This is a genomic window from Hymenobacter plasmatis (assembly GCF_020711255.1).
Lineage (GTDB): Bacteria > Bacteroidota > Bacteroidia > Cytophagales > Hymenobacteraceae > Hymenobacter.
Genome location: NZ_JAJFAW010000035.1, coordinates 1 through 25,083, shown reverse-complemented (window position 1 = coordinate 25,083; position 25,083 = coordinate 1). Strand labels below are relative to the sequence as shown.

Annotated in this window: 18 protein-coding genes and 1 other RNA gene; 6 read left to right on the top strand and 13 right to left on the bottom strand. The window is 58.8% G+C overall.

The genetic code is table 11. The annotated features are described in order from the left end of the window. Window positions 1-44: 44 nt before the first annotated feature. A complete protein-coding gene (locus LJ738_RS19680; protein ID WP_227788063.1) occupies window positions 45-506 on the top strand; it encodes a type I restriction enzyme HsdR N-terminal domain-containing protein in 462 nt (153 codons plus the stop codon). A 208-nt stretch (window positions 507-714) separates the two neighbouring features. After that, on the top strand, window positions 715-1,068 hold the full coding sequence (locus LJ738_RS19675; protein WP_227788062.1) for a hypothetical protein: 354 nt from the start codon (window positions 715-717) through the stop codon (window positions 1,066-1,068). Window positions 1,069-1,321: 253 nt separating this feature from the next. Here the strand turns inward: LJ738_RS19675 and LJ738_RS19670 are convergent, their stop codons facing one another. The 10 genes from LJ738_RS19670 to LJ738_RS19625 form a co-directional block, all read right to left on the bottom strand. Next, the gene (locus tag LJ738_RS19670) at window positions 1,322-2,767 is read right to left on the bottom strand and encodes a TolC family protein (RefSeq protein WP_227788061.1); all 1,446 of its coding nucleotides are present in this window, start codon (window positions 2,765-2,767) and stop codon (window positions 1,322-1,324) included. Further along, window positions 2,760-5,948 (bottom strand): efflux RND transporter permease subunit, encoded by a 3,189-nt coding sequence (locus LJ738_RS19665; RefSeq protein ID WP_227788060.1) that lies wholly within the window; start codon window positions 5,946-5,948, stop codon window positions 2,760-2,762. Before LJ738_RS19665 ends, LJ738_RS19670 begins: the two co-directional genes overlap by 8 nt. A 151-nt stretch (window positions 5,949-6,099) precedes the next feature. Continuing rightward, on the bottom strand, window positions 6,100-7,185 hold the full coding sequence (locus tag LJ738_RS19660) for an efflux RND transporter periplasmic adaptor subunit (RefSeq protein ID WP_227788059.1): 1,086 nt from the start codon (window positions 7,183-7,185) through the stop codon (window positions 6,100-6,102). A gap of 693 nt (window positions 7,186-7,878) precedes the next feature. Next, entirely contained in the window at window positions 7,879-9,228 is a 1,350-nt protein-coding gene (locus LJ738_RS19655) for a sensor histidine kinase (RefSeq protein ID WP_227788058.1), read from the bottom strand. A gap of 270 nt (window positions 9,229-9,498) precedes the next feature. Beyond that, entirely contained in the window at window positions 9,499-10,170 is a 672-nt protein-coding gene (locus LJ738_RS19650; protein ID WP_227788057.1) for a response regulator transcription factor, read from the bottom strand. Between the two features lie 373 nt (window positions 10,171-10,543). Further along, complete coding sequence (locus tag LJ738_RS19645; RefSeq protein ID WP_227788056.1) at window positions 10,544-11,428, bottom strand: hypothetical protein; 885 nt, start codon at window positions 11,426-11,428, stop codon at window positions 10,544-10,546. Between the two features lie 203 nt (window positions 11,429-11,631). After that, window positions 11,632-13,545 (bottom strand): LTA synthase family protein, encoded by a 1,914-nt coding sequence (locus LJ738_RS19640; protein WP_227788055.1) that lies wholly within the window; start codon window positions 13,543-13,545, stop codon window positions 11,632-11,634. Between the two features lie 239 nt (window positions 13,546-13,784). After that, entirely contained in the window at window positions 13,785-14,912 is a 1,128-nt protein-coding gene (ald, locus tag LJ738_RS19635) for an alanine dehydrogenase (RefSeq protein ID WP_227788054.1), read from the bottom strand. Window positions 14,913-15,037: 125 nt separating this feature from the next. After that, the gene (locus tag LJ738_RS19630) at window positions 15,038-15,559 is read right to left on the bottom strand and encodes a VOC family protein (RefSeq protein WP_227788053.1); all 522 of its coding nucleotides are present in this window, start codon (window positions 15,557-15,559) and stop codon (window positions 15,038-15,040) included. Between the two features lie 109 nt (window positions 15,560-15,668). Next, a complete protein-coding gene (locus tag LJ738_RS19625; RefSeq protein WP_227788052.1) occupies window positions 15,669-16,439 on the bottom strand; it encodes a DUF1573 domain-containing protein in 771 nt (256 codons plus the stop codon). 247 nt (window positions 16,440-16,686) lie between these two features. Between LJ738_RS19625 and LJ738_RS19620 the strand changes: the two genes are divergently transcribed. Next, on the top strand, window positions 16,687-19,107 hold the full coding sequence (locus tag LJ738_RS19620) for an alpha-ketoacid dehydrogenase subunit alpha/beta (protein WP_227788051.1): 2,421 nt from the start codon (window positions 16,687-16,689) through the stop codon (window positions 19,105-19,107). A gap of 24 nt (window positions 19,108-19,131) precedes the next feature. On the opposite strand, the gene LJ738_RS19615 is transcribed toward LJ738_RS19620, so the two are convergent. Further along, entirely contained in the window at window positions 19,132-19,710 is a 579-nt protein-coding gene (locus LJ738_RS19615; protein ID WP_227788050.1) for a hypothetical protein, read from the bottom strand. A 118-nt stretch (window positions 19,711-19,828) separates the two neighbouring features. Here LJ738_RS19615 and LJ738_RS19610 point away from each other — a divergent pair, with 118 nt between their 5' ends. Then, the gene (locus LJ738_RS19610) at window positions 19,829-20,845 is read left to right on the top strand and encodes an acyl transferase (RefSeq protein ID WP_227788049.1); all 1,017 of its coding nucleotides are present in this window, start codon (window positions 19,829-19,831) and stop codon (window positions 20,843-20,845) included. Window positions 20,846-21,068: 223 nt separating this feature from the next. Here LJ738_RS19610 and LJ738_RS19605 read toward each other — a convergent pair whose 3' ends face one another. Then, on the bottom strand, window positions 21,069-22,232 hold the full coding sequence (locus LJ738_RS19605; protein ID WP_227788048.1) for a sigma-54-dependent transcriptional regulator: 1,164 nt from the start codon (window positions 22,230-22,232) through the stop codon (window positions 21,069-21,071). Window positions 22,233-22,528: 296 nt separating this feature from the next. Here LJ738_RS19605 and LJ738_RS19600 point away from each other — a divergent pair, with 296 nt between their 5' ends. Both LJ738_RS19600 and LJ738_RS19595 read left to right on the top strand, forming a co-directional pair. Next, window positions 22,529-23,815 carry a PQQ-dependent sugar dehydrogenase gene (locus LJ738_RS19600; protein WP_227788047.1) on the top strand — a complete coding sequence of 429 codons (1,287 nt, stop codon included), beginning with the start codon at window positions 22,529-22,531 and terminating at the stop codon, window positions 23,813-23,815. Between the two features lie 8 nt (window positions 23,816-23,823). After that, window positions 23,824-24,282: a c-type cytochrome gene (locus LJ738_RS19595; protein ID WP_227788046.1), complete on the top strand. Its 459-nt coding sequence runs from the start codon at window positions 23,824-23,826 to the stop codon at window positions 24,280-24,282. A gap of 173 nt (window positions 24,283-24,455) precedes the next feature. On the opposite strand, the gene rnpB is transcribed toward LJ738_RS19595, so the two are convergent. Then, an RNA gene (rnpB, locus tag LJ738_RS19590) (RNase P RNA component class A) lies at window positions 24,456-24,864 on the bottom strand. Between the last annotated feature and the right edge of the window lie 219 nt (window positions 24,865-25,083).

Here is a 25,083-nt window from a genome sequence, read left to right as displayed (position 1 = left end):
TCAGCTACTCAGTCACTCGATTTGGCCCCGTACCTTTGGAGGTGATGCAAGCTCTGGACCTGCCGCCTTTCGACGCCAAACTTACGCAATCGGCCACGAACCAACCACTCATCTGGGACGGACTGCGGCGCAAGCACGTCGTGCTCACGCCCGAGGAATGGGTGCGCCAGCACGTCGTGCATTACCTCACCGGCCACCTGGGCTACCCGCGTGGCCTGCTGGCCCTGGAGCGCGGCCTGCGCTACAACCAGCGCCAGAAGCGCACCGACCTGCTGGCGCTGGATGCCGCCGGCCAGCCCCTGCTGCTGGTGGAGTGCAAAGCGCCAGCCGTGCCCATCACGGCCGCCGTGGCTCACCAAGCCACCACCTACAACCAAACCATTGGCGCCCCGCTGCTGCTGCTCACAAACGGCCTGGTGCACTACTGCTGGCGCGTGAACTTTGAAAAGCGCACCAACGAGCGGCTGGAGGAAATTCCGCCGTTTGCCGTGGCGGTGCAGCTGTAGTTCACGAACTTTAGCTCAAGTACTGTTTTCTGTGCTTTGATTTCGTGAAGTGGTTCTTGAATTTGTGCTGGACCGGCGAGCAGATTAATAGAATAGCAACAGCGAACCCCAACGGGACTCGGTTTATAAAAACGACGGTTCAATGAACGAAAGGGCCACGTAGTACTTTGGTAGCCCCGTTTTCAGGGCAGCCCCCAAACACGAAGCCATGACTACCGATACCTTCATTGACGTTCTGAAAGAAGTCGTTCGTAACACCTCAATTAACAGCATTGAAACGTTGCTGCACCATGTCCCCGGTCGTTCACCAGACAAGTCTCTTGTGGCCCTGTCGGCATGGCACAATGCCTTAGCCGACTCAGACAAGCAGATGGTTGCCCAAGTCATCGAACAAGCGGTCGACGAAGCCTTGTTTGGCTTCTTGTGCGTGCTCGATGGCGTTCGAGTTGTAGAGAGAAATAGTGGCGACTTTGAGTTGCGCTATAGCCAGAAGGGAGAAACGGTGGTGCTTTCTCCAAACGAAGAAACGGGATACTTGCACGACTTATATAATGCGGATTAAATAACCCTTGTGTGCTATTTAAACGGTCGAAAAGTTGAGCTGAAATATGAGACGAGTGTTTCGATAAAATCCATTGGGTGAACAACAAAACGCCGACCGTGAATGACACAGTCGGCGTTTTGTTTATGAGAGCAGCAGTTATTCCTGTATCAGACAGCTGTTAGCATGGTATGCTCCAAAGCGTAGTCATCCTTTCAGTTGAAATTAAATGCGAAGGCTTCGGAACCGCTTCTTAAGTAGTTGCCAAGCTTCGTTAATTCCAGCCGCCACCCAAAGCCCGATACACATTGACTGTGGCATTGAGCTGTTGCATCTTGGTTTCGATAAGGTCAAACTTCGATTCCAGGGCGTCGCGCTGCGTGAACAGCACTTCGGTATAATCGGCACGAGCGGAGCGGAAGAGGCTGTTGGAAATCTCGACCGATTGATTCAACGCGGCTACTTCCTTGGCTTTCGCATCGTAGCTTTTTGCCAGGTTGCCGATGCTGGCGAGCTGATTGGAAACCTCGACGTAAGCGTTTAATACGGTCTTTTCGTACTTGTACACCGCCTGGGTTTGCTGGGCATTGGCATTGTAGTAGAAGGCCTTGATGCCATTGCGGTTGAACAACGGCGCCACCAAATCGCCGCCCAGCGAATACAACATGGATTCCGGGGTGGAGACCAGCAGGGCCGGGTTGAAAGCGGCCAGCCCAAGGCCACCAGTGAGGCGTAGCGACGGATAAAAGTTGGTACGGGCCACTTGCACGTCCAGCTTAGCCGCTACCAACAGCTGTTCGGCCTGCCGGATATCGGGGCGGTTGGTCAGCAATTGGGTGGGCATGCCGGCCGTGATTACGCTCGGCACCAAATCGTTGAACGACTCGTCGTTGCGGGCCACCGGCTGCGGGTACCGGCCCGCCAGGTAGTTGAGCTTGTTTTCGGTCTCGACGATGCTTTGCTGCAGCTTGTACTGCAGGCTTTTGGTGTGCTGCACCTGGGCCTCAAAGCGTTTTACGGCCAGCTCGGTGGCGCGCGCCGATTCCTTCTGGAGCTTCACCAGTTCCAGCGCGTTGCTCTGAATGCCGATGTTCTGCTTCACAATGGCCAGTTGATTATCAAGTGCCAGCAGTTCGAAATACGAATTGGCAATCTCAGCAATCAGGTTCGTCACCATGAAGTTTTTGCCCTCCACCGAGGCCAGGTACCGCATGGCCGCGGCCTTCTTCGCATTGCGCAGCTTGTGCCAGATATCCACCTCCCAGGTGGCAAAAGCGCCCAGCTGAAAGTTGGTGAGCGGGTCGGGCGTGCGGCGGTTTTCCTTGATGTCGACCTGCTCCTCGGTAGCGCCTTGCAGCGTGTAGCGGCCCACTTTCTCCACATCGGCCCGGCCCCCTATGCTCACAAAGGGCAGGTACTCGCCGCTGCGGGCGCGCACTTCGTTGCGGGCAATTTCGATTTCCTGCAGCGTGATGTTCAGCTCCTGGTTGTTTTGCAGGGCCGTCTCAATCAGGCTTTTCAGGTTGGGGTCGGTGAAAAACTGCTTCCACTGCACCCGGGCCATGTTGGCGCTGTCCGGGCTGGCGGCGGTAGCGGTAGAATAACTGGCCGGCGTGTTGCGGCTCTCGTTTTTCACCACCAGCTCCGGCGTTTTGCAAGCGCCGACGGCTAATGCTAGGCCGGCAGCACTCAGGCATTGATAAATGCGTTTCTTAAGCATAAGGCTCTGTTTCTTCGATTAGTACGCGAGGCTCAACACCTTCGAAAATCGGGGATTCGTTTTCGTCCCGAATCAGCTTGCTTTCTCCGGCCAACGTGCCGAAGAAGTAGTACAAGCCGGGAATAATAATTACCCCGAACACGGTGCCGAACAGCATGCCGCCGAGGGCCGAGCTACCGATGGTGCGGTTGCCGATAGCGCCCGCGCCAGTAGCCATCACCAGCGGAATCAGGCCGGCGATGAAGGCGAACGACGTCATCAAAATGGGGCGAAAACGTACTCTGGCGCCTTCAATGGCCGCGTCGCGGACGGACATGCCTTCTTCGTGCTTCAGGGCCGCGAATTCGACAATCAGTACCGCGTTTTTACCCAGCAGACCGACCAGCATTACGAGGCCTACCTGCGCATAAATGTCGTTGGCCAGGCCCGTCAGCTTGATGAACAGGAACGACCCGAACACGCCCGCCACCAACGAGAAAATAACGGCTAGTGGCAGCAGGAAGCTTTCGTACTGGGCGGCGAGCACCAGGTACACGAACACCAGCACCACCAGGAAAATCACGGTCGATTCGTTGCCACGGCCCACTTCGTCTTTCGACAGGCCGCCCCAGTCGATGTCGTAGCCGTGGGGCAGCTCCTTGGCCACTTCCTGCACCGCTTTGATGGCCTCGCCCGAGCTAAAGCCCTCGGCCGCGCCACCCCGGATGGAGGCGGTGGTGTACATGTTGTAGCGGTTGATTTCGTTGGCGCCCTGCGACTTCACGATTTTCATGAAGGCCGAGAACGGGACCATTTCGCCCTTGTCGTTCTTCGCCCACATGTTCAGGATGTCCTGCGGCAGCTTCCGGTATTCGGGCGAAGCCTGCACATACACTTTGAAGAAGCGCTGGTATTTGATGAAGCCCAGTTCGTAGGTCGAGCCCACCATGACGCTCAGCGTATTCATGGCATTGCCGATGCTCACGCCTTTCTGCATGGCCAGCTCGTTGTCAATCTTGAGCTCGTACTGCGGATAATCAGCCGAGAAGAAGGTGAACAGGCCGGCCAGCTCCTTGCGTTTCTTCAGCTTGGCCATGAATTCCTCGTTCACCTTTTCCAGCGACTTGTAGTCGCCGGAGTTGGTTTTGTCGAGCAACTGCAGCTGGAAGCCACCCGCCGCACCGTAGCCCGGCACTGCCGGCGGCTCGAAGAATTCGATGGTCGCGCCGGGAATCTGCTTCGCTTTTTTCTCCAGGTTGCCGATGATGTCGGCAATAGATTCCTTGCGTTCCGACCACGGCTTCAGGTCGAGCAGCAAGGTGCCGGCGTTCGAGCCGCGGCCTTCGGTAAGTACTTCGTAGCCGGCCAGTGAAGAGATGTTGGCAACGCCGGGGATGTCTTTGGCCAGCTCGCGCAGCCGCTGCGATACGGCATTGGTCTGCTCTAGCGTGGTGCCGGGCGGCGTCTGCACAATGGCGTAAATCAGGCCCTGGTCTTCGCTCGGAATAAAGCCGGCCGGCAGCTTGGCCGTGATGGCCCAGATGCCCAGCCCGAAGGCAATCAGCATGGCGAAGGTGATGATGCGGTTGGCCACAATCTTCTCCAGCAGGCCGGTGTAGGCGTTGGTCAGCTTCTCAAAACCACGGTTGAACCAGTCGAAGAAGCGCTGAATGGGCGTTTTCTTCTTGGGCTGGCCGTGGTGGTTTTTCAGAATCATGGCGCAGAGCACCGGCGTCAGCGTGAGGGCCACGAGGCCCGAAATCACAATAGCGGTAGCCATCGTAATCGAGAACTGGCGGTAGAAAATGCCCACTGGGCCGCTCATGAACGATACCGGGATAAACACCGCCGTCATCATCACCGTGATGGCGATAATGGCGCCGCTGATTTCGCCCACGACCTTGCGCACCGCGTTGTAGGGGGAGAGGTGCTCTTCCTCCATCTTGGCGTGCACCGCTTCGATTACCACAATGGCGTTGTCGACCACAATACCAATGGAGAGTACCAGCGCAAACAGCGTAATCATGTTGATGGTGAGGCCGAAGGCCTGCATTGCCATGAACGAGCCCACCAGCGACACCGGCACGGCCAGCGCCGGAATCAGCGTCGAGCGCCAGTCGCCGAGGAACAGGAAGACCACCAATGCCACCAGAATAAAAGCGTCGCGCAGGGTGTGGATTACATTCTCAATCGAGGCGTCGAGGAAGTTCGATACGTCGTAGGTGATTTTGTAGTCCATGCCGGGCGGGAAGGTCTTCTTCAGCTCGTCCAGCTTCACTTTCACCTCTTTAATTACGTCCGAGGCGTTTGAGCCGTAGGTTTGTTTCAGCACGATGGCCGCCGACGGGTACTGGTTCAGGTTGGAGTAGATGTCGTAGAATTCCGAGCCCAGCTCCACATTAGCTACGTCTTTCAAATGCAGGCTTTCCCCGTTGGGGTTAGCCTTGAGAATGACGTTCTTATACTGCTCCACATCGTTGAAGCGGCCCTGATAGCTCAACACGTATTCCAGCGACTGCGCCTGCCCGCCATCGGAGCGGCCGATACGGCCCGGCGAGCCGATTACGCTCTGCTCGCCCAGCGCCTTCATCACGTCATCCACCGAGATGTTGTAGGCGCGCATCCGGTCGGGCTTCAGCCACACGCGCATGGCGTACTGCCGGCTACCGAGAATGCTGGCCCGGCCAATGCCGCCCAGGCGCTGCAGCTCAGGTATCATGTTCACGCCGGCGTAGTTGAACAGGTACTTCATGTCCGTGTTCTTGTCTTTCGAGTACAAGTTCACGTACATCAGCATGTTGGGCACCACGCGGTTTACCACCACGCCTTCGCGCTGCACCAGCTCCGGCAGGCGGTTGAGCACCTGCGCAATGCGGGTGTTCACGTTCACCACGGCCTGGTCGGGGTCGGTACCCAGGTTAAAGACAATCTGGATGTTGGCCTCGCCGGCGCTCACGGCGTCGGAGGTCATGTATTTCATGCCCGGCACGCCGTTCACGGCCTGTTCCAGCGGAATCAGCACCGATTCGGTCAGCACCTTGGCACTCGCGCCCGGGTAGGCCGCGCTCACCATCACGAGGGGCGGCGAAATCTCCGGGAACTGCGACGTAGGCAGCTTCATGATGGCCAGCCCGCCCATGAGCAGGATGACAATCGAAATAACAATGGCAAATACTGGCCTACGAATGAATTTACTAAACATATTCTGGCTGGTTATTTATTAGGAAAGGGCGTCATGCAGAGGGCAGCCAAGCATCTCGCTTGCCACCACGAATCCTTTATATCGATTGGATTACTGCCCCGCGCAAGCTGTTTCGCTGCTCTCTGCATGACCGCCGCTTGGGTCCGTCAGCTTATTCGCTGTATGCTTTCAGGTGCGAAATGACTGTCATCGGCGCCTTATAATCGTAGCTAATCTTGTCGCCATCCTTCACCTTACGCAGGCCTTCCAGCAAAATCCGGTCGTTGGCCGTGATGCCGGAAGTAATGATGTACAGGTCGGGCATTTCGGAGGCGATGCCCACTTCCCGTTGGTGCACCACGTTGTCTTTCCCAACCACGAAGACGTACTTCTTTTCCAGGATTTCGAACGTGGCTTTCTGCGGGATAATGAGGGCGTTTTTCAGCGGCACGGTCATGAGCACGCTGCCGGTTTCGCCGTTGCGCAGCAGCGCGTCGGGGTTGGGGAAGGTGGCGCGGAAGGCGATGTTGCCGGTTTCATTATTGAAATCAGCCTCAATGGTTTGTACCACGCCAGTCTTGTCAAATTCCTCGTTGTTGGCCATCCGCAGCTTCACCTGCGTGGCTTTGTCGCTGGCTTTGGCGTGCTGCTTATAAGCCAGGTACTCGGCTTCCGGCACGTTGTAGTACACCCACATTTTGCTGTTGTCGGAGAGCGTCGTCAGCAGGTCGCCCTCATCCACCAAGCTGCCCAGGCGGCCCTGGAAGTGGTCCATGATGCCGCTGAACGGGGCCTTCACCGTTGTGAACTGCAGGTGCGTCTGGGCCAATGACACGTCGGCATTGGCCTTGTCGTACTTGGCCTGGGCCAGCGCCAGCTCGCTACCGGATACGATGTTCTTGTCAGCCAGCTTCTTGGTGTTCTGGTATTCGAGGCCCACGTAGTTGGCTTCGGCCTGCGATTTTTTCAGCTCGGCTTGGTATATCGTGGGCTTAATCTGAAACATGGTTTGGCCCTGCGATACGTGCTGGCCTTCGTCGACAAAAATCTTCTCCAGGTATCCTTTCTCCAAGGCCCGCAGCTCAATGCGCTGGAAGGAGTGGATCTGGGCCACGTACTCTTTGGTGATGGTCGTGTCCTTCTGTAGGGGACTGGTCGCGACCAGCTTAATCTGCTCTTCTACTTCCTTTTTTTCTTCCTTGCAGCCGGTGGTATAGAACAAAACACCGCAGCTCAGCAGCATGAACACTCTTTTCATAAGAACCTTAGGTAATAAGACAGGCATTTGGTTGGGCATAGAATATTTTATTCCGGGCAAGAGGCTTGCCCGGTGACTGCCTGACCCGTGATGTGTGGAGGGGCTTGGGCCAATTGGCTAATCAGGCAGGCGGGCTGTCGATTGGGCTGGTGGCTGACCGAAGGGTATCGGTGCCGCGCTATGCCATTCATCGACTTTCCAGGGCTGCCTAACTCGGATTCGTACATGCGTGGAAGTGGGCTTGGCTCAAGTAGCAGCAAGCCAGAAGTTGCCGGCAAAAGCGCCGGTGCCAATCCAAGCCGGGAAAGCAAATCGAGGGGTGGGAGTGCCGATGCTGCGCCGCTTATGTCGTGGGTTGACGGCACAAACCAAGTCCACGTGGCATGAAGCGGATATGAAGCAATGTTTAAATGCATTCAATTTTTTCCTGCATCTACAGCTTTCAGAGAGGGTTTTTGCCTTGGATAGTGCTCGCCTTCAGCAGGCTATGTAGGCCTTGGCATACATGCTGGGCCGACGAGCTTTTTTAAAAGGCGGTGCGTCGGCGTGCCTACCCGAAACGTTCGAGCCTGCGTCACCTGACTGTTGTGCTTCTCTATTAGCTTGAAAAGCACAAAGGTGCGGGGGCCGTATTAACGTGGGGTTGGAATGAGATTAGAAGTTTCTAATCTGGGCAATTCACTTGCTTATCCTTCACAGCCAGAGCTTAAACTCCGTGCCCTCCCCGACTACCGATTTGGCGGTAATGCCGCCGCCGTGGAGCTCGGCCACGCGTTGCACCAGGCTGAGCCCCACGCCGTTGCCGCTGAAGCGGGCGCGCACGGCCTCGGCCCGGTACATCGGCTCGAAGATGTGCGGCAACGCATCGGGGCCGATGCCGACGCCGGTGTCGCGTACGGTATAGGTGCAGCCGCCTGGGCTGGCCGCCAGGCTCACCAGCACCGGTGAGCCGGGGGGCGAGTACTTGCAGGCATTGTCGAGCAGGTTGATGAGGGCCAGGGTGAGCAGCTCGGCGTGGGCCCGGGCCTGGCAGTCCTCCACGGCCTCGGGCAGGTGCAGCTCGATGGTGGTGGCGGGGTAGCGGCGCTGCACGGCCTGCACGGCATCGAGCAGGGGCTCGGTGAGGAGCACGGGCTCCAGCAGCAGGTCATGAGCGGGTTTCTCCTGGCTCAATTCGGCCAGCAGCAACAGGTCATTGGTGAGCGATATGAGGCGGCGCACCTCCTCGGTGGCCGAGGTGAGGGTGGCCCGCAGTTCCTGGGGCCGTTCGTCGTAGGCCCGGGAGATGTCGAGTGTGCCCAACAGGTTGGCCAGGGGCGTGCGCAGCTCGTGCGAAGCATGCCACACAAAATTGCGGTTTTGGGCCACCGTATCGGCCAGACGGGCGAGCAGGGCATTAAATTGAGCTGAGAGACGGGCCAGCTCGTCGCGCCCGTTGCCGGTGGAAAGCCGCTGGTCGAGGGTGCGGGAGGAGAGGGCCTGAATCTCCCGGCTTAGGCGCTGCACCGGCCTAAGTGCGTGGCCCGCAAAAAGGTTAGCCAACGCGACAACCAGCGCCAATCCCAGTATATTGGTAATGAACAAGTTGTTGCGGAGGCGTAGGAGTGCCTCCTGGCCAAACTTGTCTTCAGCCGTTACCACCACCACAAACCGTTCCCTGCCATCCTGGTAAAAGAGCGCAACGCCCTGCGCCCGCTCCTGGCTCAGATGCACCCGGCCGGCGGCGCGCGCCCGCTGCAGAAAGCGGGGGGTGATTAGTAGTTCGGGGTTGGGGCGGCTGGCATACACCAGCTTATTGCCTTCGTTGTAGATGGCCTCGTACTGGTTCTGCTGGGTTAGCAGCAGGATGGCATCGGTCGGTTCCAGGCGTTCGTGCTTACGCACATACACCTTGGCCGTGGCCTCGGCCTTGCGAAGCAGCAGCCCCTCGAACAGGTTCCGCTGGCTGTTGCGCTCAAAAAAGTACACCCCACACGACACCGCCGCAACCAGGGCCAGCATCAGGCCGGCGAAGAAAAGCGTTAAGCGGGTGCGGATTGACACTTTATTTAATAACTAGTGGCGAGTCGCTAATGACAAAGGGAAGAGACGAATTGGTGATTTTTGGTGGCGGGTTTCACAAGGTTGGCATTGGCGGTTTTTATTGAGCACGTCAGGAACCTAAGAAGCTCGGTAGCGTCCAGTTAAGGGCTGTGGAATTGGTAAGAGGATAAACTCGGTGCTTTCCAGCAAATCGAGCCTAGACAGCGTCACATTTGTCTCATTCCCCGTCAGTGCCAATTTGTGGATGAAGTCCGCTTTAATTATTACCCTTCAGTCTCTTAGCACATAGCCCATGCCTACTACCGTGTGGATGAGCTTAGGCGAAAAGTCTTTGTCAATCTTACGACGCAGGTAGGTGATGTACACATCGATAATGTTAGTGTTGGTGTCGAACTTCAAATCCCAGACTTTTTCCGCGATGTCGACCCTCGATACTACTTGGCCGTGGTTTAGCAGCAGGTATTCGAGCAGCGCATACTCCCGGGCGGTGAGGGCAATGGGGCGGCCGGCGCGCTCCACGCGCTTGGTGGTGAGGTGCAGGGTGAGGTCGGCTACGCAGAGGGTGCGGCCAGGGCCCGCGTCGTGGTAGCGGCGGTAGAGGGCGCGCACCCGCAGTATCAATTCCTGAAATTCGAAGGGTTTCACCAAGTAGTCATCGGCGCCCGCGTCGTACCCCTCCGTTTTATGGGCAATGCCACCCAACGCCGTGAGCAGCAGGATGGCTACCTGGGGCCGTTCGGCCCGCAGGCGGCGGCACACCTCGAAGCCGTTGAGTTGGGGCAGGCTGACATCCAGGATGACCAAATCGTACTCTCCGCGCAGGGCCATGCTCAGGCCCAACTGGCCATCGAAGGCGGCATCTACCCAGTAGCCTTCGCCCTCCAGGCCTTTGCGAACGAAATAGCTGAGTTTGGCTTCGTCTTCTACCAGTAAGATTCTCATAAAATAGCAGCTTGCGCGAAGGAGCGCAAAGGTAGCTGCGTGGCGATTCCATACGACGACTTCCATTACCCCAGCCCCAGGCGTTTGCGCTGCCCGCTACTAAGTTGTCAGGCAATTGCTGTCAGTTGCTCGTTATCCGTTGTCAGTATGGGTTTAAGCCATTGCCTGACAACCCATTTGCTTTTGAACGGCTACTTAGCAAGCGGAAAATGAACAGTGCACAAAAAACGAATTATGGCTGAAATTGAGCTGAAATCAGTTTGATAAAGTTTGTTGGGCTTTATGATAGTGCAGGTGGCTTGAGCAGCACTTCTTCAGTGCCCGCTTGCCGTTCGGAAACTTGGCTCGGTCCTGCTCCATAAGCGTGGTGCCGTTATTCCAAATCGTATTCCGTTTTCAGGTCATGAAGGAGCGTAGTGGAATTTGCCTCCAGCGCGCTCAAGAAGAAAATCGAAGCGCCAATCAACTCTTGACTCCTGCCAGCGCGTAGGTTTAGCAAGTTTAGACTCTGGGCATCCTGCTTCACCGGGGCAAAACGGTGGTTAGGGCGCTGCAGCACCGCAAAATAGCTAAACGCCTTTGGCGCATAGAGGCTGTTAAAATCACGGGCGTTAAACAACTGCGATTCTGTAATATACAATTCGTCAGATGGTGCTAATCCACCTTGTTCCATACCCTCATACCTTTTGTACAGATTATAATAATCAGATAATCTCTTATACAGACCGGCATTTTTGAAATAGCGAAAATTGCCCGATTGGAGTAGCTGCGTATAAGTTACATCCTGAGCAGTAAACACATCTGCTAGGTTCATGACGCGCGCATAGTAATAAATTCGCTCGTTGTTCTCCGCGATAGTGTTTGCATCTAATATCCTTTGCAGGCTATCAATTTTCTGGCCCGCCCAAATCTTCTCCCGAAGTGTTCGGCGGATGGTCAGGGTATCAACGCGCAAGTCATCATAAAGCGACCGGGCGTATTCTCGTTCGCGCTGACCTTCCACATAATGCTCCCGGATGTTCTCGGCCATGAAGCTCAGCGTAACCGCAAGGAATATCATGAAGAATTCCAGCAGATACTCTTTCCACTTCTTTTTATGATGCGCGGCCGCGTGGTGGTGGACTTCCATAGTTGCACTGGCCGAGGGGAGCATTGGCCCGGTAGATTCGGGAATCGCATGGCTTGCCGTTGCGGCGGCAGAAGGGCCGCTGGAATCTGCCAAAGGCTCGTCTTCGGGTATCAGAGACTCTTCGGTCATACTTATCAATCCAGTAACAAACGCCACCTTATTTCTTGCCCGAGACCGGCACGCAAACCCACACTTTATTCTTATAAATATAATATATTTTATTAATAATACAACTGATTATTCAGCTCGCGCTTGTATGAAAATCAGGGCAGCTTGCTTGTATGTTACTTACTCAGTTTCCTTGCGAAAGGAGTAAGCGTACATTAGCTCAATCATTTATACAGCCGGTTGTCGAGCAGGCCGTTGACGTAAAACTGCACGCAGGCGCGTAGCTCATCGCCGTATTTTTTCACAAGCGCCGGGTCGGGATTAGCCACGGGCTTGGTGGGAATGAAGTGGGTCTGGTAGGGGTACAGCCGCACGGTATTGGAGTTGGTGAGCTCCGTTACAAAATCCGAGTGCACGAGGAAGTAGGAGTCGCCGTCGCGGAAAATGGCCCGGCCGGGACTGGCCGCGTCGAAGACTGAGGAACCGAATGGCAGCAGCAATTGCTGATCCTGCCGCAGCCCCAGCACATCGAGCACCGAAGCCGGCACGTCGGCCTGCTGGGTGATGCGGTGGGTGTTGGTGGCTGGCAGCGTTTGGCCCGGGTGGAAAAATAGCAGGGGCGTTTTGAAATTGCCCAATGGGTTTTCGTAGCCCTCCTGGTCTGATTGCGAGGTATGGTCGGCGGTGAGGATGAAGAGCGTGTGCCCGAACCAGGGCTGCTGGCTGGCCGCCCGGAAAAAGCGCCGCAACGCCAAATCCGTGTAGGCAATGGTGGGGTGAATGGGCAGCGTGCCAGCCGGAAACTTGTCCTTATACGCCTCCGGTAGCTTGAAGGGGTCGTGCGCGCTGAGCGTAAACAGGGTGGCGAAAAACGGCTGTTTAGTGGCCGCCAGCTGGCGGTTGAAATACTGCAGGTACGGCTCATCGAAAATGCCCCAGTGCCCGTCGTAGTCGGGACTGCCGATGCCGACGGGGTATTCGTTCAGGCCGTAGTAGTGCTGCATCCCGGCAATGCCGGCAAACATATCGAAGCCCATGGTGCCGTTGGCGGCGCCGTGGTACATGGCCGTGGCGTAGCCGTGCCGGCCCAATATTTCGCCCAGCCCGTGCAGCTCGGCCGTCTGGAAGCTGGAGGTGATAAATGGCTCGTCCATTATCGAGGGCAGGCCGGAGAGCACTGCCGGCAGCGCTTCGATGGAGCGGCGACCGTTGGCATAGTTCTCGCGCATGAGCAGCGCGCCCGGTGCGGTGGCCAGAGAATCGAAAAACGGAGTGTAGCCGCCCTTGCCGCCGTTTTCTACGCCAGTGTATTCGGAGCCGAAGCTTTCCAGCAGCAGCACCACCACGTTGTCGGGCATGGCGGGTGTGGCGGGCCGCAATGGCAAAGCGGCAGCTCCCAGGGCGGGGCGCAGGGCCGCAGCAGTTGGGAAGAAGCCGATGCGCTCCATCGGCACTTCATCCACTGATTTGAGCACAGTAAACGTGCTGTTCAGGGCCAGGTGGCCCAGTACGGCGGGCTGCTGCTCAAATGCCGAGCCGGTGCGCAGGGGCTTGAGTTGCCAGCCGCCGCGCAGGCCCAGCACCACCAGCCCAACTACTACCGCCGCTTCCAGGCCACGCAGCACCCACTGCCGCCGGGTATTCGGCGGGGGCGTTGCGGCTGCCGGGTCGGGCATGGGGCACAGGCGCCACAGCAGGTATATCAGCGCGCCCAGCGGCAGCAGCAGGTACCAATAGTGGCCCACTATCTGGCCGGCCTGGCGCTGAATGTCGCCCCCGATGGTGTGCCACTCGTTGCTGAGCCGCCGGCCGATAAACTTAAAGTACTGCCAGTCGATGACGTTGAGCAGGAACCCAAAGGCATTCAGGCCCACAAAGAGCCCGCGCAGCCACTGCTGCCCGTACCGCGACGACACCGGCACCAGCAGCGAAAGCAGCACCAGCGGCAGGTTGAGCCACAGCAGCGCCGAAACGTCGAACCGCAGCCCGTGCACAAAGGCCAGCAGCAACGCGTTGGCCTCAATGCCTCGGAACGTGCCGAGGTTGAACAGATAAAATCCCAGCCGGAGCAACGTGTACACCCCCAGCAGCAAAGCGAAGCGGCGCAACAGCAAACGGATGGCAGGCGATAGAAACATCAATAAATAAGTATGGAATAGCGGCTCAACGACAGCAGTTGCCCTGCTGAGCTAATCTGAGCTAAAGCGTAGCTGACGAGAGCGAAGAACACCGAAACAGCGGCGAAGATGCTCCAACCAGTGCCGAAAGTCCAGCTGATGCAACCCCAACAAGAGGCGGATAGTGCTTCATTTTAAGCAAAAAGCCTTCCCGGCTCAAGTCGGGAAGGCTTTTCAACTTTTAGTAAGGAACGTTTACTTTAAACCGTAGCGGCTTCCAGTACGCTTTCTACGTTCACCAGGGGCAGGCCCCAGGCTTCGGCTACGCCTTTGTACACCACTTCGCCGTGTACCACGTTCAGGCCGAGGCGCAGGGCCTCGTCGCGGCGGCAGGCTTCCTGCCAGCCCAGGTTGGCCAGTTTCACGGCGTAGGGCAGGGTGGCGTTGGTCAGGGCCAGGGTGCTGGTGTAGGGCACCGCGCCGGGCATGTTGGCCACGCAATAGTGCACTACGTCGTCGATGATAAAGGTCGGGTTTTCGTGGGTGGTGGGGTGGCAGGTCTCGATACAACCGCCCTGGTCCACGGCCACGTCCACAACCACGGTGCCGGGACGCATGGTCTTCAGCATGTCGCGGGTGATGAGGTGGGGAGCCTTAGCGCCGGGAATCAGCACCGCGCCCACAATCAGGTCCGACGTCTTGATGGCTTCGCGAATGTTGTACTCGTTGGAGTACTGCGTCACCACGTTCTTGGGCATGAAGTCGTCGAGCTCGCGCAGGCGGTTCAGGCTGATGTCCATGATGGTAACCTGGGCACCGAGGCCGGCAGCTACTTTGGCAGCTTGCGTACCTACTACGCCACCACCGAGCACCAGCACGTTGGCAGGCTTCACGCCGGGTACGCCACCCAGCAGAATGCCGCGGCCTTTCAGGGGCTTCTCGAGGTACTTAGCGCCTTCCTGCGGGGCCATGCGGCCGGCTACTTCGCTCATCGGAATGAGCAGGGGCAGGGCGCGGTTGGTCAGCTCCACCGTCTCATAAGCGAGGCAGATGGCCTTGCGCTCAATCATGGCGTGGGTGAGCTCCTCGCCGCTGGCGAAGTGGAAGTAGGTGAACAGCAGCTGGTTTTCCTTGATGAGGGGATACTCTTCAGCAATCGGCTCTTTTACTTTGATAATCATGTCCGCCTGCTCGTACACATCGGCGATGGTAGAGAGCAGCGTGGCGCCGGCCGTTTTGTACTCGTCGTCCGAGAAGCCGCTGCCTTCGCCGGCGGTGCTTTGCACGAGCAGCGTGTGGCCGTGCTTGCGCAATTCGGCAACGCCGGCAGGCGTGAGGCCCACGCGGTTTTCATTGTTTTTAATTTCCTTAGGAACGCCGATTATCATGAGAAGAGTGGTGGGAGTGGAGTGAAATCAGGAGGTAAGAATTCTGAGCGCAAAGATAAGCGACCGCCACAGTAAGCCGGGCGTTGGTGCATACGAGCGGTGCGGTAAAATGACTGTGGCTGGCGCTACTTCTCGGCCAGGAGCCCGGCCATATCCAGGCGGTGGGTATACATCTGCACGCCGCCATCGGGCGTCAGGGGCCACTGTTCGTGGGGCCGGTCCCAGTACAGCTCCACGCCGTTGCCGTCGGGGTCGTCGAGGTACACAGCTTCCGACACGCCGTGGTCGGCCGCGCCGGTAATGGGGTAGTTGGCCGCAGCCAGCCGGCGCACTGCTTCCGCCAGGTCGGCCCGCGTGGGGTACAGTATGGCCGTGTGGTAGAGCCCGGCGCCTTCCTTGCGCGCCGGCGGCCCGCCTTTGCTGTGCCAGGTATTCAGCCCAATGTGGTGGTGGTAGCCGCCCGCCGAGATAAAGGCCACCTGGTCGCCGAAGCGCTGCATGACCTGAAAACCCAGAATGCCTTGGTAAAACGCCAGGGCTTTTTCCAGGTCGGTTACCTGCAGGTGGATGTGGCCGATGCGCGTTTGGGCGGGTACCACGTAGGGGGTACCGGTGGCGGGAGGGGCGCTGGTTGCGGTGTCGTTCATGAGGTTGAGTGGTTAGTTGAAGAATCGTGTACCAACATCATTCCAAAAACGAAGGCCCCGCCAAAACGGCAGGGCCTCCCAAAAAACAGGTGCACCAGAACCCGCAGCTTTACTTAAACGGGACGGCGGTGCCGCTTTCCTTCACCATGCTGTTGCCGCTAAGGTCGCGCACGATGGTGGCTTTCAGTGTCACCTTGGCGTCGCCGCTCACGTCGTTGGACGTAATGGTAACGGCGTCGTTGACCTGGCCGAGCTGGCGCTGGCTGTAGAGCAGCTCAACCACCGCGCTCTGGCCGGGGGCAATGGGGGCGGGAGTAGCTTTGTAGCCCACGCAGTAGCAGCTAGAGGTGAGCGCGCCCAGCACCAGCGGCGACTTGCCGGTATTCTTCACCGTGAAGCGCGCAACGGGCTGCTGGCCGGCTTCCATCTTGCCAAAGTCGTGGGTGCTTTTGTCGAGCACCAGGTGCGGCGACTGCGCCAGCTGGGCTGGCGTGAGGGTGGGCTTGATTTCGTCTTTGGTGAGCACCGAGCCTTTGATGCTGAGCACCTTGCTGGGCTCGGCGGCATTGCTGGTCACGGTCACGGTTTTGTTGAACACGCCCGGCCGGCCCGCACTGCTGTACATGGCCTTGATGATGCCCGTTTTGCCGGGCAGCACGGGGGTTTTGGTCCAGTCCGGGGTGGTGCAGCCGCAGCTGGCCTGCACGTTGGCAATAACCACGGGCTGGTTGCCGGTGTTCTTGAACTTGAATTCGTAGGTTGCCATCGTGCCCTCCGCTACTTTGCCGAAGTCGTGGGTATCGGTTTCGAACTTCATCACGGCCTGGGCCCGGGTGGTGATGGCAAGTGCCAGGAGGCAGACGGTAAGTAGTTGTTTCATAATGATAAAAATTGAGCTGCCAACTAAGCACTAACGCAGCTTCGCGCTGCCGCCTTACGTTTAACAATCAAAACTGGGAATGGTGCGGCCTTGCCAGCAGCCAGTGCCCGGCCCGCCAAACCCTTAAACCCAAATATACGCCGAATCCTGCAGCACCACCCACCCAGCCGCAATTCCGTATTTTTGCCCCGCGGCTCCGGCCCGTTCGTCCTTCCTACTTTATCCCACCCCCTCCGTTCCCTACGCTATGCCCACTGCCGAAACCGCCTTGCCTGCGCTATCCGCACCTCTTTCTAAGGTCGATTTCCTGACCGATTACCGCCTGGCTTGGGAAAGTCGCCACGCTTCGTTAGCCGGCCGCAAGGAGGTTTTTATGGGCAAGGCCAAATTTGGCATTTTCGGCGATGGCAAGGAGGTGCCCCAGCTGGCCATGGCCCGCGCCTTCCAGAACGGTGACTTCCGCGCCGGCTACTACCGCGACCAGACCTTCATGGTGGCCATTGGCCAGCTCACCTGGGAGCAGTACTTTTCCCAGCTCTACGCCAACCCGGATGTAGAAGCCGAGCCCGCCACCGCCGGCCGCGCCATGAACGGCCACTTCGCCACCCGCATGCTGGACGAAGACGGCAACCTGACTGACCTCACCAAGACCAAGAATTCCTCGGCCGATGTGTCGCCCACGGCGTCGCAGATGCCGCGCCTGCTGGGCATGGCGTACGCCTCCAAGCTGTTCCGCCAAAACCCCGCGCTGCACGAATTCACCAACCTTTCTAATAACGGCAACGAGGTGGCCTTTGGTACCATCGGCAACGCCAGCACCTCGGAGGGCATGTTTTTCGAGGCGCTGAATGCGGCCGGCGTGCTGCAGGTGCCCATGCTCGTGAGCGTGTGGGACGACCATTACGGCATCTCGGTGCCAGCCGAGTACCAGACCACCAAGCAGAGCATTTCGGAAATAATGGCCGGTCTGCAGCGCGACGGCGAAGGCCAGCCGGGCTTTGAGATTTACGTGGTGCGCGGCTGGGACTACGCCGGCCTGGTGGATACCTACCAGCGCGCCGCCGCCGTGTGCCGCGAGCAGCACGTGCCCGTGCTCATCCACGTTACGGAGCTCACGCAGCCCCAGGGCCACAGCACCAGCGGCTCGCACGAGCGCTACAAGAGCAAGGAGCGCCTGCAGTGGGAAGAAGCCCACGACTGCCTGCACAAGCTGCGCGAGTGGTTGCTGGCAGAAGGCCACGCCACCGAAGGCGAGCTCGACGACATTGAAAAAGCCGCCGCTGCTACCATCAAAGTTGCGCGCACCGCTGCCTGGGCTGCCTTCTTCGACCCCATCAAAGCCGAGCGCGACGAAGCCGTGGCCTTACTTGATAGGCTGGTGGCCGACACCGGCACCGAAAACACGCTGCACGAGATGGTGGAGCAGCTCAAGGTGAACCCCACGCCCATTCGGGCCGATATTGTGCGGACCATGCGCCGCATCCTGCGGCACGTGCGCCACGAAAAGCGCAGCTTCGGCCGCCGCAGCGTGCAGCGCCACCTCGAGCAGCTGCTGGCCGAAAACGCCGACCGCTACAATTCCAACCTGTTCAGCCAAAGCGAGTACGCCGTCGGCAATATCGATGAGGTGCCCGCGGTCTTCGCGGCCAACGCCCCGGTGGTGGATGCCCGCGAAGTGCTACAGGCCTGCTTCGATGCCAACTTCCAGCGCGACCCCACCATCTTCGCCATCGGCGAGGACGTGGGCAAGATTGGCGACGTGAACCAAGCCTTCGCGGGCCTGCAGGAGAAATTTGGCGAGTTGCGCGTGACCGATACCGGCATTCGGGAATGCACCATTGTGGGGCAGGGGATAGGGGCGGCCTTGCGCGGCCTGCGGCCCATCACCGAAATCCAGTACCTGGACTACCTGCTCTACGCCATCCAGATTCTGAGCGACGACCTGGCCTGCCTGCAGTACCGCACCAAGGGCGGCCAGAAGGCCCCGCTTATTGTGCGCACCCGCGGGCACCGGCTCGAGGGCATCTGGCACTCGGGCTCGCCCATGGGCATGATTCTGGGCAGCATCCGGGGCATGCACGTGTGCGTACCGCGCAACATGGTGCAGGCCGCCGGCTTCTACAACACGCTGCTGCGCAGCGACGAACCTGCCCTGGTGATTGAGTGCCTGAACGGCTACCGCCTCAAGGAGCGGATTCCGAGCAATGTGGGGGAATTTACCCTGCCGCTGGGCCGGCCCGAGGTGCTGCTAGCCGGCACCGACATCACGGTGGTTACCTACGGCTCGATGTGCCGCATCGTGATGGACGCCGCCAAGCAGCTGGCCGAAGTGGGCATTTCCGTCGAGGTTATCGACGTGCAAACCCTCCTGCCCTTCGATGTGGAGCACACCATTGTCGACAGCATCCAGCGAACCAACCGCGTACTGTTTGCCGACGAGGACGTGCCCGGCGGGGGCACTGCCTTTATGATGCAGCAGGTGCTGGACGAGCAGGGCGCCTACCGCTTCCTGGACGCGCAGCCGCGCTGCTTGGCCGCGCAGCCGCACCGCCCGGCCTACAGCTCCGACGGCGACTATTTCAGCAAGCCCAACGCCGAAGACGTATTCGACACGGTGTACGAGCTAATGAGCGAGGCCGAGCCCGAGCGGTTTCCCGAGATTTACTAAGCAGGAGAAGAAGTTGGGCTGGTTTTACTGGCCCAACTTCACTTCCGATGTGGTGATTTTGTTGCTCTCGTGCAGGGCGCGGTCCATGATGCTGATTTCGAACCGAAACACCTGGCCGGGGCTGAAGGCGGTGCCGTCGAGGGCGAGGGGCAGCTTGTAGCGGAGCACGCCCCGCAGGGGAGCAGGCTTGGCATCGGCGCCGTCGAGGCGCAGGTACCGGCCGTCGTACTCGCCCACAAACCCAAAGGGTGGGGCGTTGACGAACTGCACAAAATTGCCGGAGGCGTTTTTTACAAAAGGCTGAATGAAATAGTTGAAGCTGTAGCCGCGGTTGTTGTGGCCGCCAGTCTTCGCATTAAATGGAGCGTTTTTGATGTCGTCGTCGGACAGGCCCAGGTCGCCGTCGCCGTCTTTAAAATTGAGCGCAAACTTGAGCGTGTCAAAGGCCAACTGCCCACCACCCGGGCGGTACTTGCCCACCTGGAGGTCTTTAAATTCGATTTCCGGCACAATGGGATAATCGGGGGCGTTGATGCAGCTGTTGAGGCCGGCACCGGTCAAGCCCACCAGGAGAGCCCCGCTCAGGGTACGAAACAGGTTCATAAGTACAGGAAGTGAAAAGACAGGAGCACAACGGCCGAAACAGCGCCAAAGTACATTGTTTCCAACGAATAGCTGGATTTGTTGGTTCGAATCTGGTTGCTAACCGTGTGGCTCGCCCATGAGTTTCCGTACCGACTTCCTGCAGCGCCTGCCGCTGCTCACGGCGACTACTTTCGAGGCTGCGGCGCTGGACTTGTTTCGGTACCAGGCCACCCACTGCCCGCCCTACGCCGAATATTTAGCTCAACTGGGTCGTGCCCGGCCGGACCGTAATCCAGCGGCCGTTTCCCGGATGGCGGATATCCCGTTTCTGCCCATCGAGTTTTTCAAAACCCACGAGGTGCGCACCGACCCGGCGGCCTGGGAAACCCAGGAAGTGTTTCTGAGCAGCGGCACCACCCTGCAGCAGCGCAGCCGCCACCTCGTGCGCGACCCTGCCCTGTACCGGGACAACGCCGCCCGCATCTTTGAGCAGCGCTACGGGCCGCTCACAGGCTGGACGTTTCTGGCCCTGCTGCCCTCGTATCTGGAGCAAGGAAATTCGTCGCTGGTGGCGATGGTGGACGACTTTGCCCGGCGCTCGGGCCAGACCCAGGAGGCTTTTTTTCTGCACGACCACGCCGCATTACGCGCAGCCCTGGCCGAGGCCAAGCTGGCGTCCAGCCGCCGCGTGATGCTCATCGGCGTGAGCTATGCGCTGCTTAATTTCGTGGCCGAAACCGGAGCTACGCCGGAGCTGCAGGGCCTGACTGTGCTCGAAACCGGGGGCATGAAGGGGCGCCGCCGCGAAATGATTCGGGAAGAGCTGCATCAGGAGCTGCAGGCTGCCTTTGGCCCGGCCGGCATTCATTCCGAGTACGGCATGACCGAACTGCTCAGCCAGGCTTACTCCCTGGGCGATGGCCGCTTCCATTGCCCCGAAGTGATGCGCGTGCTGCTGCGCGACCCCTCCGACCCGTTCTCCGTAGCCGAGTTCCGCCCCGATGGCGCCATCAACGTCATCGATCTGGCCAACGTGGATTCCTGCGCCTTCATCGAAACCAAAGACCTGGCGCGCATGCACCCCGATGGTTCCTTTGAAGTGCTGGGCCGAATGGATAACTCCGATGTGCGCGGGTGCAATCAGATGGTGTAAAAATTGAGCTGAAATTGGGCTAGAATAAGGTTGTCATTGCGAGGAGGCACGACGAAGCAATCCTTCCTCTATTTGGGACTAACTCCGAGTTGTGACAAGCTCTTTTTAAAGCAAAAAGCCCCAGCACTGCGCAGTGCCGGGGCTTGTTACATTATTAGGCTGGTCGCTGAGAACAGGAAGGATTGCCGCGCTGCGCTCGCAATGACAGGCGAGCGCGGAGGCCTTACTTCCCCGCAAACGCTTTGGCGTCGGCTTCAGTAATCGTCTCGTCGCTCATAATCACGAGGCGCTCTACCACGTTGCGCAGCTCGCGGATGTTGCCGCGCCAGTCCAGGCCCTGCAGGTACTTGAGGGCAGCCTCGTCGATTTTCTTGGGCTTGTTGCCGTAGTCGGCGGCGATGTCGTTGAGGAATTTCTGCACTAGCTCCGGGATGTCTTCGCGGCGCTCGTTGAGCGAGGGCACTTGGATGAGGATGACGGAGAGGCGGTGGTACAAGTCTTCGCGGAAGTTCTTGTCGGCGATTTCCTGCATCAGGTCCTTGTTGGTGGCGGCTAGTACACGCACGTTCACCGGAATCTCTTTCTCACCGCCCACGCGGGTGATTTTGTTCTCTTGCAACGCGCGCAGCACCTTGGCCTGGGCCGACAGACTCATGTCGCCGATTTCGTCCAGGAAAAGCGTGCCGCCGTCGGCCTGCTCAAACTTGCCGATGCGCTGCTTGACGGCCGAAGTAAACGAGCCTTTTTCGTGGCCGAACAGTTCGCTTTCAATCAATTCCGACGGGATGGCGGCGCAGTTTACTTCCACCATGGGGCCGTTGGCCCGCTGGCTCAACTCGTGGAGCTGGCGCGCCACCATCTCTTTGCCCGCACCGTTGGGACCGGTGATGAGCACGCGCGCGTCGGTGGGGGCTACCTTGGCAATGGCCTTGCGCACGGCGGCCAGTGCGGCCGAGGAACCCACCATTTCTGAGCCTTTGGTGACGGAGAGCTTCTTTTTCAGCGTCTTGGTTTCGCTCACCAGCTTGGTGCGGTCGAGGGCGTTGCGCACCGTCACGAGCAGGCGGTTGAGGTCCGGCGGCTTTGATAGGAAGTCGTAGGCGCCTTTTTTGGTGGCTTCCACGGCCGTGTCGATGCTGCCGTGAGCCGATACCATGATGAAGGCAGCATCGGCGCCCATGGCCTGGGCGCGGGTCAGGACTTCGAGGCCGTCCATCTTGGGCATTTTGATGTCGCAGAGCACCACGTCGTACTTCTGCTGGATGAGCATGTCGAGGCCGGCGGGGCCGTCTTCGGCCTGGTCGACGGTGTAATTTTCGAACTCGAGGATTTCTTTGAGCGTGTGACGAATCGCGCGTTCGTCGTCGATGATGAGAATGCGGGGCATGGACAATGGGTAGGTAAGTCGGGGCCGAAAGTAACGAAAAGCAGCCCGACAAAGGCGGACCGTAGAATCGGGCGCCGTCGCCATCTGCCATTATCTTCGCCTCATCGCCGGGCAGGCTACGGCTGACCTGGAAACCCCAACTGGATTAATCGAGTTGGAGCATTTCCAAGAAGGACAGCAGGTACCAGCTGCGGGCAATGCCTTTATTCAGCTCAATTTCTGTTTGACTGGCTCCCCAATCAGCCCAATTGCCACTCGCCACCGCAAAAATCAATCTTACTGAATCAGCTCAACTCATGAAAAACGCTCTATCCCGCGGCCTGCTGCTATCCACGGCCATTGTCGGGAGCCTTTCCTTGTACTCCCTGACCACCAAGGTCGCCGTAGTCACGGCTGACGCGGACAATGCGGGGCTAAAGCTGCCAGCCGGCTTCGGTGCTCTGGTGGTGGCCGAAACTGGTGCGCGCGCCCGCCACCTGGCCGTGACGCCCCAAGGCAACATCTACGTGAAGCTGAACCGGCCCAACAAAGAGGGCAAAGGCATTCTGGTACTGCACGAAGGCCCCACCGGCAAAGCCACCATCACGGGCGGCTTTGGCAGCTACGGCGGCACGGGCGTGTATGCCAACGCCGGCTATCTGTACGCTACTTCCGACGAGGAAGTGTTCCGCTACAAGCTCAACAGCAAAGGCGAGGTGACCAACCCCACGCAGCCCGAAAAAATCGTCACGGGCCTGATAAACCGGCACCAGCACGAGAGCAAATCAATCACCCTCGACAAGGAGGGCAACATTTACGTCAACATTGGGGCGTATTCCAACTCCTGCCAGGTGAAGGACCGGCAGAAGGGCTCGCTGGGCATGCCCAACTGCCCGATACTGGATTCGGCGGGCGGAATCTGGCAGTTCCGCGCCGATAAGCTCAACCAGACCTACGGTACCGGCACCCGCTACGCGACCGGCCTGCGGAACGTGGTTGGGCTGGATTGGAACTCCCAAACCAACCAGCTCTATGTGATGCAGCACGGCCGTGACCAGCTCCACGACATCTTTCCGGAGCTCTACGACACCAAGCAATCGGCGGAGCTGCCGGCTGAGTGCCTGTACGCGCTGAAAAAAGGCGACAACGCCGGCTGGCCCTACATGTACTACGACAACACCCAGCACAAGCGCATGATGGCGCCCGAGTACGGCGGCGACGGCAAGAAAGTATCGCCCGGCAACTACATCGAGCCCGCCGCGGCCTACCCGGCCCACACCGCGCCCAACGCCTTGCTGTTCTACACCGGCACAATGTTTCCGGAGAAATACCGCAACGGCGCCTTCATCGCTTTCCACGGGTCCTGGAACCGCGCCCCCGAGCCGCAGAAAGGCTACTACGTGGTGTTCCAGCCGTTCAAAGACGGCAAGCCCTCCGGCGATTGGGAAGTGTTTGCGGATAATTTCGCCGGCTCGTCTGAGAAAGTGGCCACCGGCCGCGCCGACCACAAGCCCTGCGGCTTAGCCCAGGGTGCCGACGGCTCGCTCTATGTCTCCGACGACAAGAAGGGCACGATTTACCGCATTGTGTACAACAAGAAATAAGCGCGTTTGTGAAGAAGACCCTCGTTGGGCTGGCGCTGCTGGCCCTGGCCGGCGGCCCCGCCCTGGCCCAGAAAAAGCCGGCCTCCAAAGCCAAAACCCCCGCTAAAAAAACGGCTACGGCAGGTGTGCCAGCCGCATCCCTGCTCCAGGGCAAATCCATATACACCCAATACTGCCTCACCTGCCACCAGGCCGACGGCGGGGGAGTGGACGGCCTGAACCCGCCGCTCACGAAAACCGACTACGTGCTGGGCGACAAAACCCGCCTGGTTCGCGTACTGCTCAACGGCCTGCAAGGCGTGGACATCAACGGCGAACCGTACAACAACGTGATGCCGTCGCAGGATTACCTAAACGACCAGCAGATGGCGGACGTGCTCACCTTCGTTCGCAATAGCTTCGGCAACAAAGCCAGCGCCGTGAAAGCGAGTGAGGTGAAAGCCGTGCGCGTTGCGAATAAGAAGTAGGATGCCTTGCCTTGTCACACTTCCTGTCATGCAGAGCGCAGCGAAGCATCTTATCCCGACTGAACAAATCGTTGAGCCGTGAGAAGATGCTTCGCTGCGCTCTGCATGACAGATGAATTAAGACAATCATCAAAAAGGCCGCCGCAACAGAAGTTGCGGCGGCCTTTTTGATGATTGGTGACGGGTCTATAAGCCGGGTTTTGTCCGCGCCCGAGGGCGCGTCCCCACCATTTATCTAGGCCAGTCCTTGCGGAAAGGCTCCATCAACCTACCCGCTGGCGCCGGACGAGCCGCCCGGTGCCGATGCTCCTGAAGGAGCGCCGGCGTACCAGCTTATTTGGTCTTTCAACCCCTGAGGTTTACCCAGCCGGGACGGTCACCCGCCCGCTGGTGCGCTCTTACCGCACCTTTTCACCCTTGCCGGCACCAGCCGAAGCCGGTACGTAGGCGGTAGTTTTCTGTGGCACTGGCTGTCCTGGTTTGCATTATGCGCGCCAGTCCTTCCCGTTAGGAAGCAGGGTGCTCTGCGTTGCCCGGACTTTCCTCGTCGCCCGAAAGCGCCGCGGTGGGGCGACCCATCACTGCTGCAAAGGTACACCTTCCCGAACATCCACACAGGCCGTCATGCTGAGTTTGTCGAAGCATCTCGCCCGCTTCGTTAGGCTTTACCCCGTCCATGTTTCCAAATCAATCGCCTCCCAAGTAGGATTGAAGTTGTTAATCAATGTCTCGTCCGGCCAGAGCTATACACTAGTTCTGAATTCCATGAACGAGCGTAGGCCGCGCAAAGAGCGCCAGAAA

What these genes read in the sequence shown, in the direction of transcription:
- LJ738_RS19640 (WP_227788055.1), bottom strand. Translation starts at nt 13,545, where the DNA reads ATGTTTCTATCGCCTGCCATCCGTTTGCTGTTGCGCCGCTTCGCTTTG.
- LJ738_RS19615 (WP_227788050.1), bottom strand. Translation starts at nt 19,710, where the DNA reads ATGAACCTGTTTCGTACCCTGAGCGGGGCTCTCCTGGTGGGCTTGACC.
- LJ738_RS19680 (WP_227788063.1), top strand. Translation starts at nt 45, where the DNA reads ATGCAAGCTCTGGACCTGCCGCCTTTCGACGCCAAACTTACGCAATCG.
- LJ738_RS19665 (WP_227788060.1), bottom strand. Translation starts at nt 5,948, where the DNA reads ATGTTTAGTAAATTCATTCGTAGGCCAGTATTTGCCATTGTTATTTCG.
- LJ738_RS19625 (WP_227788052.1), bottom strand. Translation starts at nt 16,439, where the DNA reads ATGAAACAACTACTTACCGTCTGCCTCCTGGCACTTGCCATCACCACC.
- LJ738_RS19610 (WP_227788049.1), top strand. Translation starts at nt 19,829, where the DNA reads ATGAGTTTCCGTACCGACTTCCTGCAGCGCCTGCCGCTGCTCACGGCG.
- LJ738_RS19605 (WP_227788048.1), bottom strand. Translation starts at nt 22,232, where the DNA reads ATGCCCCGCATTCTCATCATCGACGACGAACGCGCGATTCGTCACACG.
- LJ738_RS19600 (WP_227788047.1), top strand. Translation starts at nt 22,529, where the DNA reads ATGAAAAACGCTCTATCCCGCGGCCTGCTGCTATCCACGGCCATTGTC.
- LJ738_RS19630 (WP_227788053.1), bottom strand. Translation starts at nt 15,559, where the DNA reads ATGAACGACACCGCAACCAGCGCCCCTCCCGCCACCGGTACCCCCTAC.
- LJ738_RS19660 (WP_227788059.1), bottom strand. Translation starts at nt 7,185, where the DNA reads ATGAAAAGAGTGTTCATGCTGCTGAGCTGCGGTGTTTTGTTCTATACC.
- LJ738_RS19620 (WP_227788051.1), top strand. Translation starts at nt 16,687, where the DNA reads ATGCCCACTGCCGAAACCGCCTTGCCTGCGCTATCCGCACCTCTTTCT.
- ald (WP_227788054.1), bottom strand. Translation starts at nt 14,912, where the DNA reads ATGATAATCGGCGTTCCTAAGGAAATTAAAAACAATGAAAACCGCGTG.
- LJ738_RS19675 (WP_227788062.1), top strand. Translation starts at nt 715, where the DNA reads ATGACTACCGATACCTTCATTGACGTTCTGAAAGAAGTCGTTCGTAAC.
- LJ738_RS19670 (WP_227788061.1), bottom strand. Translation starts at nt 2,767, where the DNA reads ATGCTTAAGAAACGCATTTATCAATGCCTGAGTGCTGCCGGCCTAGCA.
- LJ738_RS19645 (WP_227788056.1), bottom strand. Translation starts at nt 11,428, where the DNA reads ATGACCGAAGAGTCTCTGATACCCGAAGACGAGCCTTTGGCAGATTCC.
- LJ738_RS19650 (WP_227788057.1), bottom strand. Translation starts at nt 10,170, where the DNA reads ATGAGAATCTTACTGGTAGAAGACGAAGCCAAACTCAGCTATTTCGTT.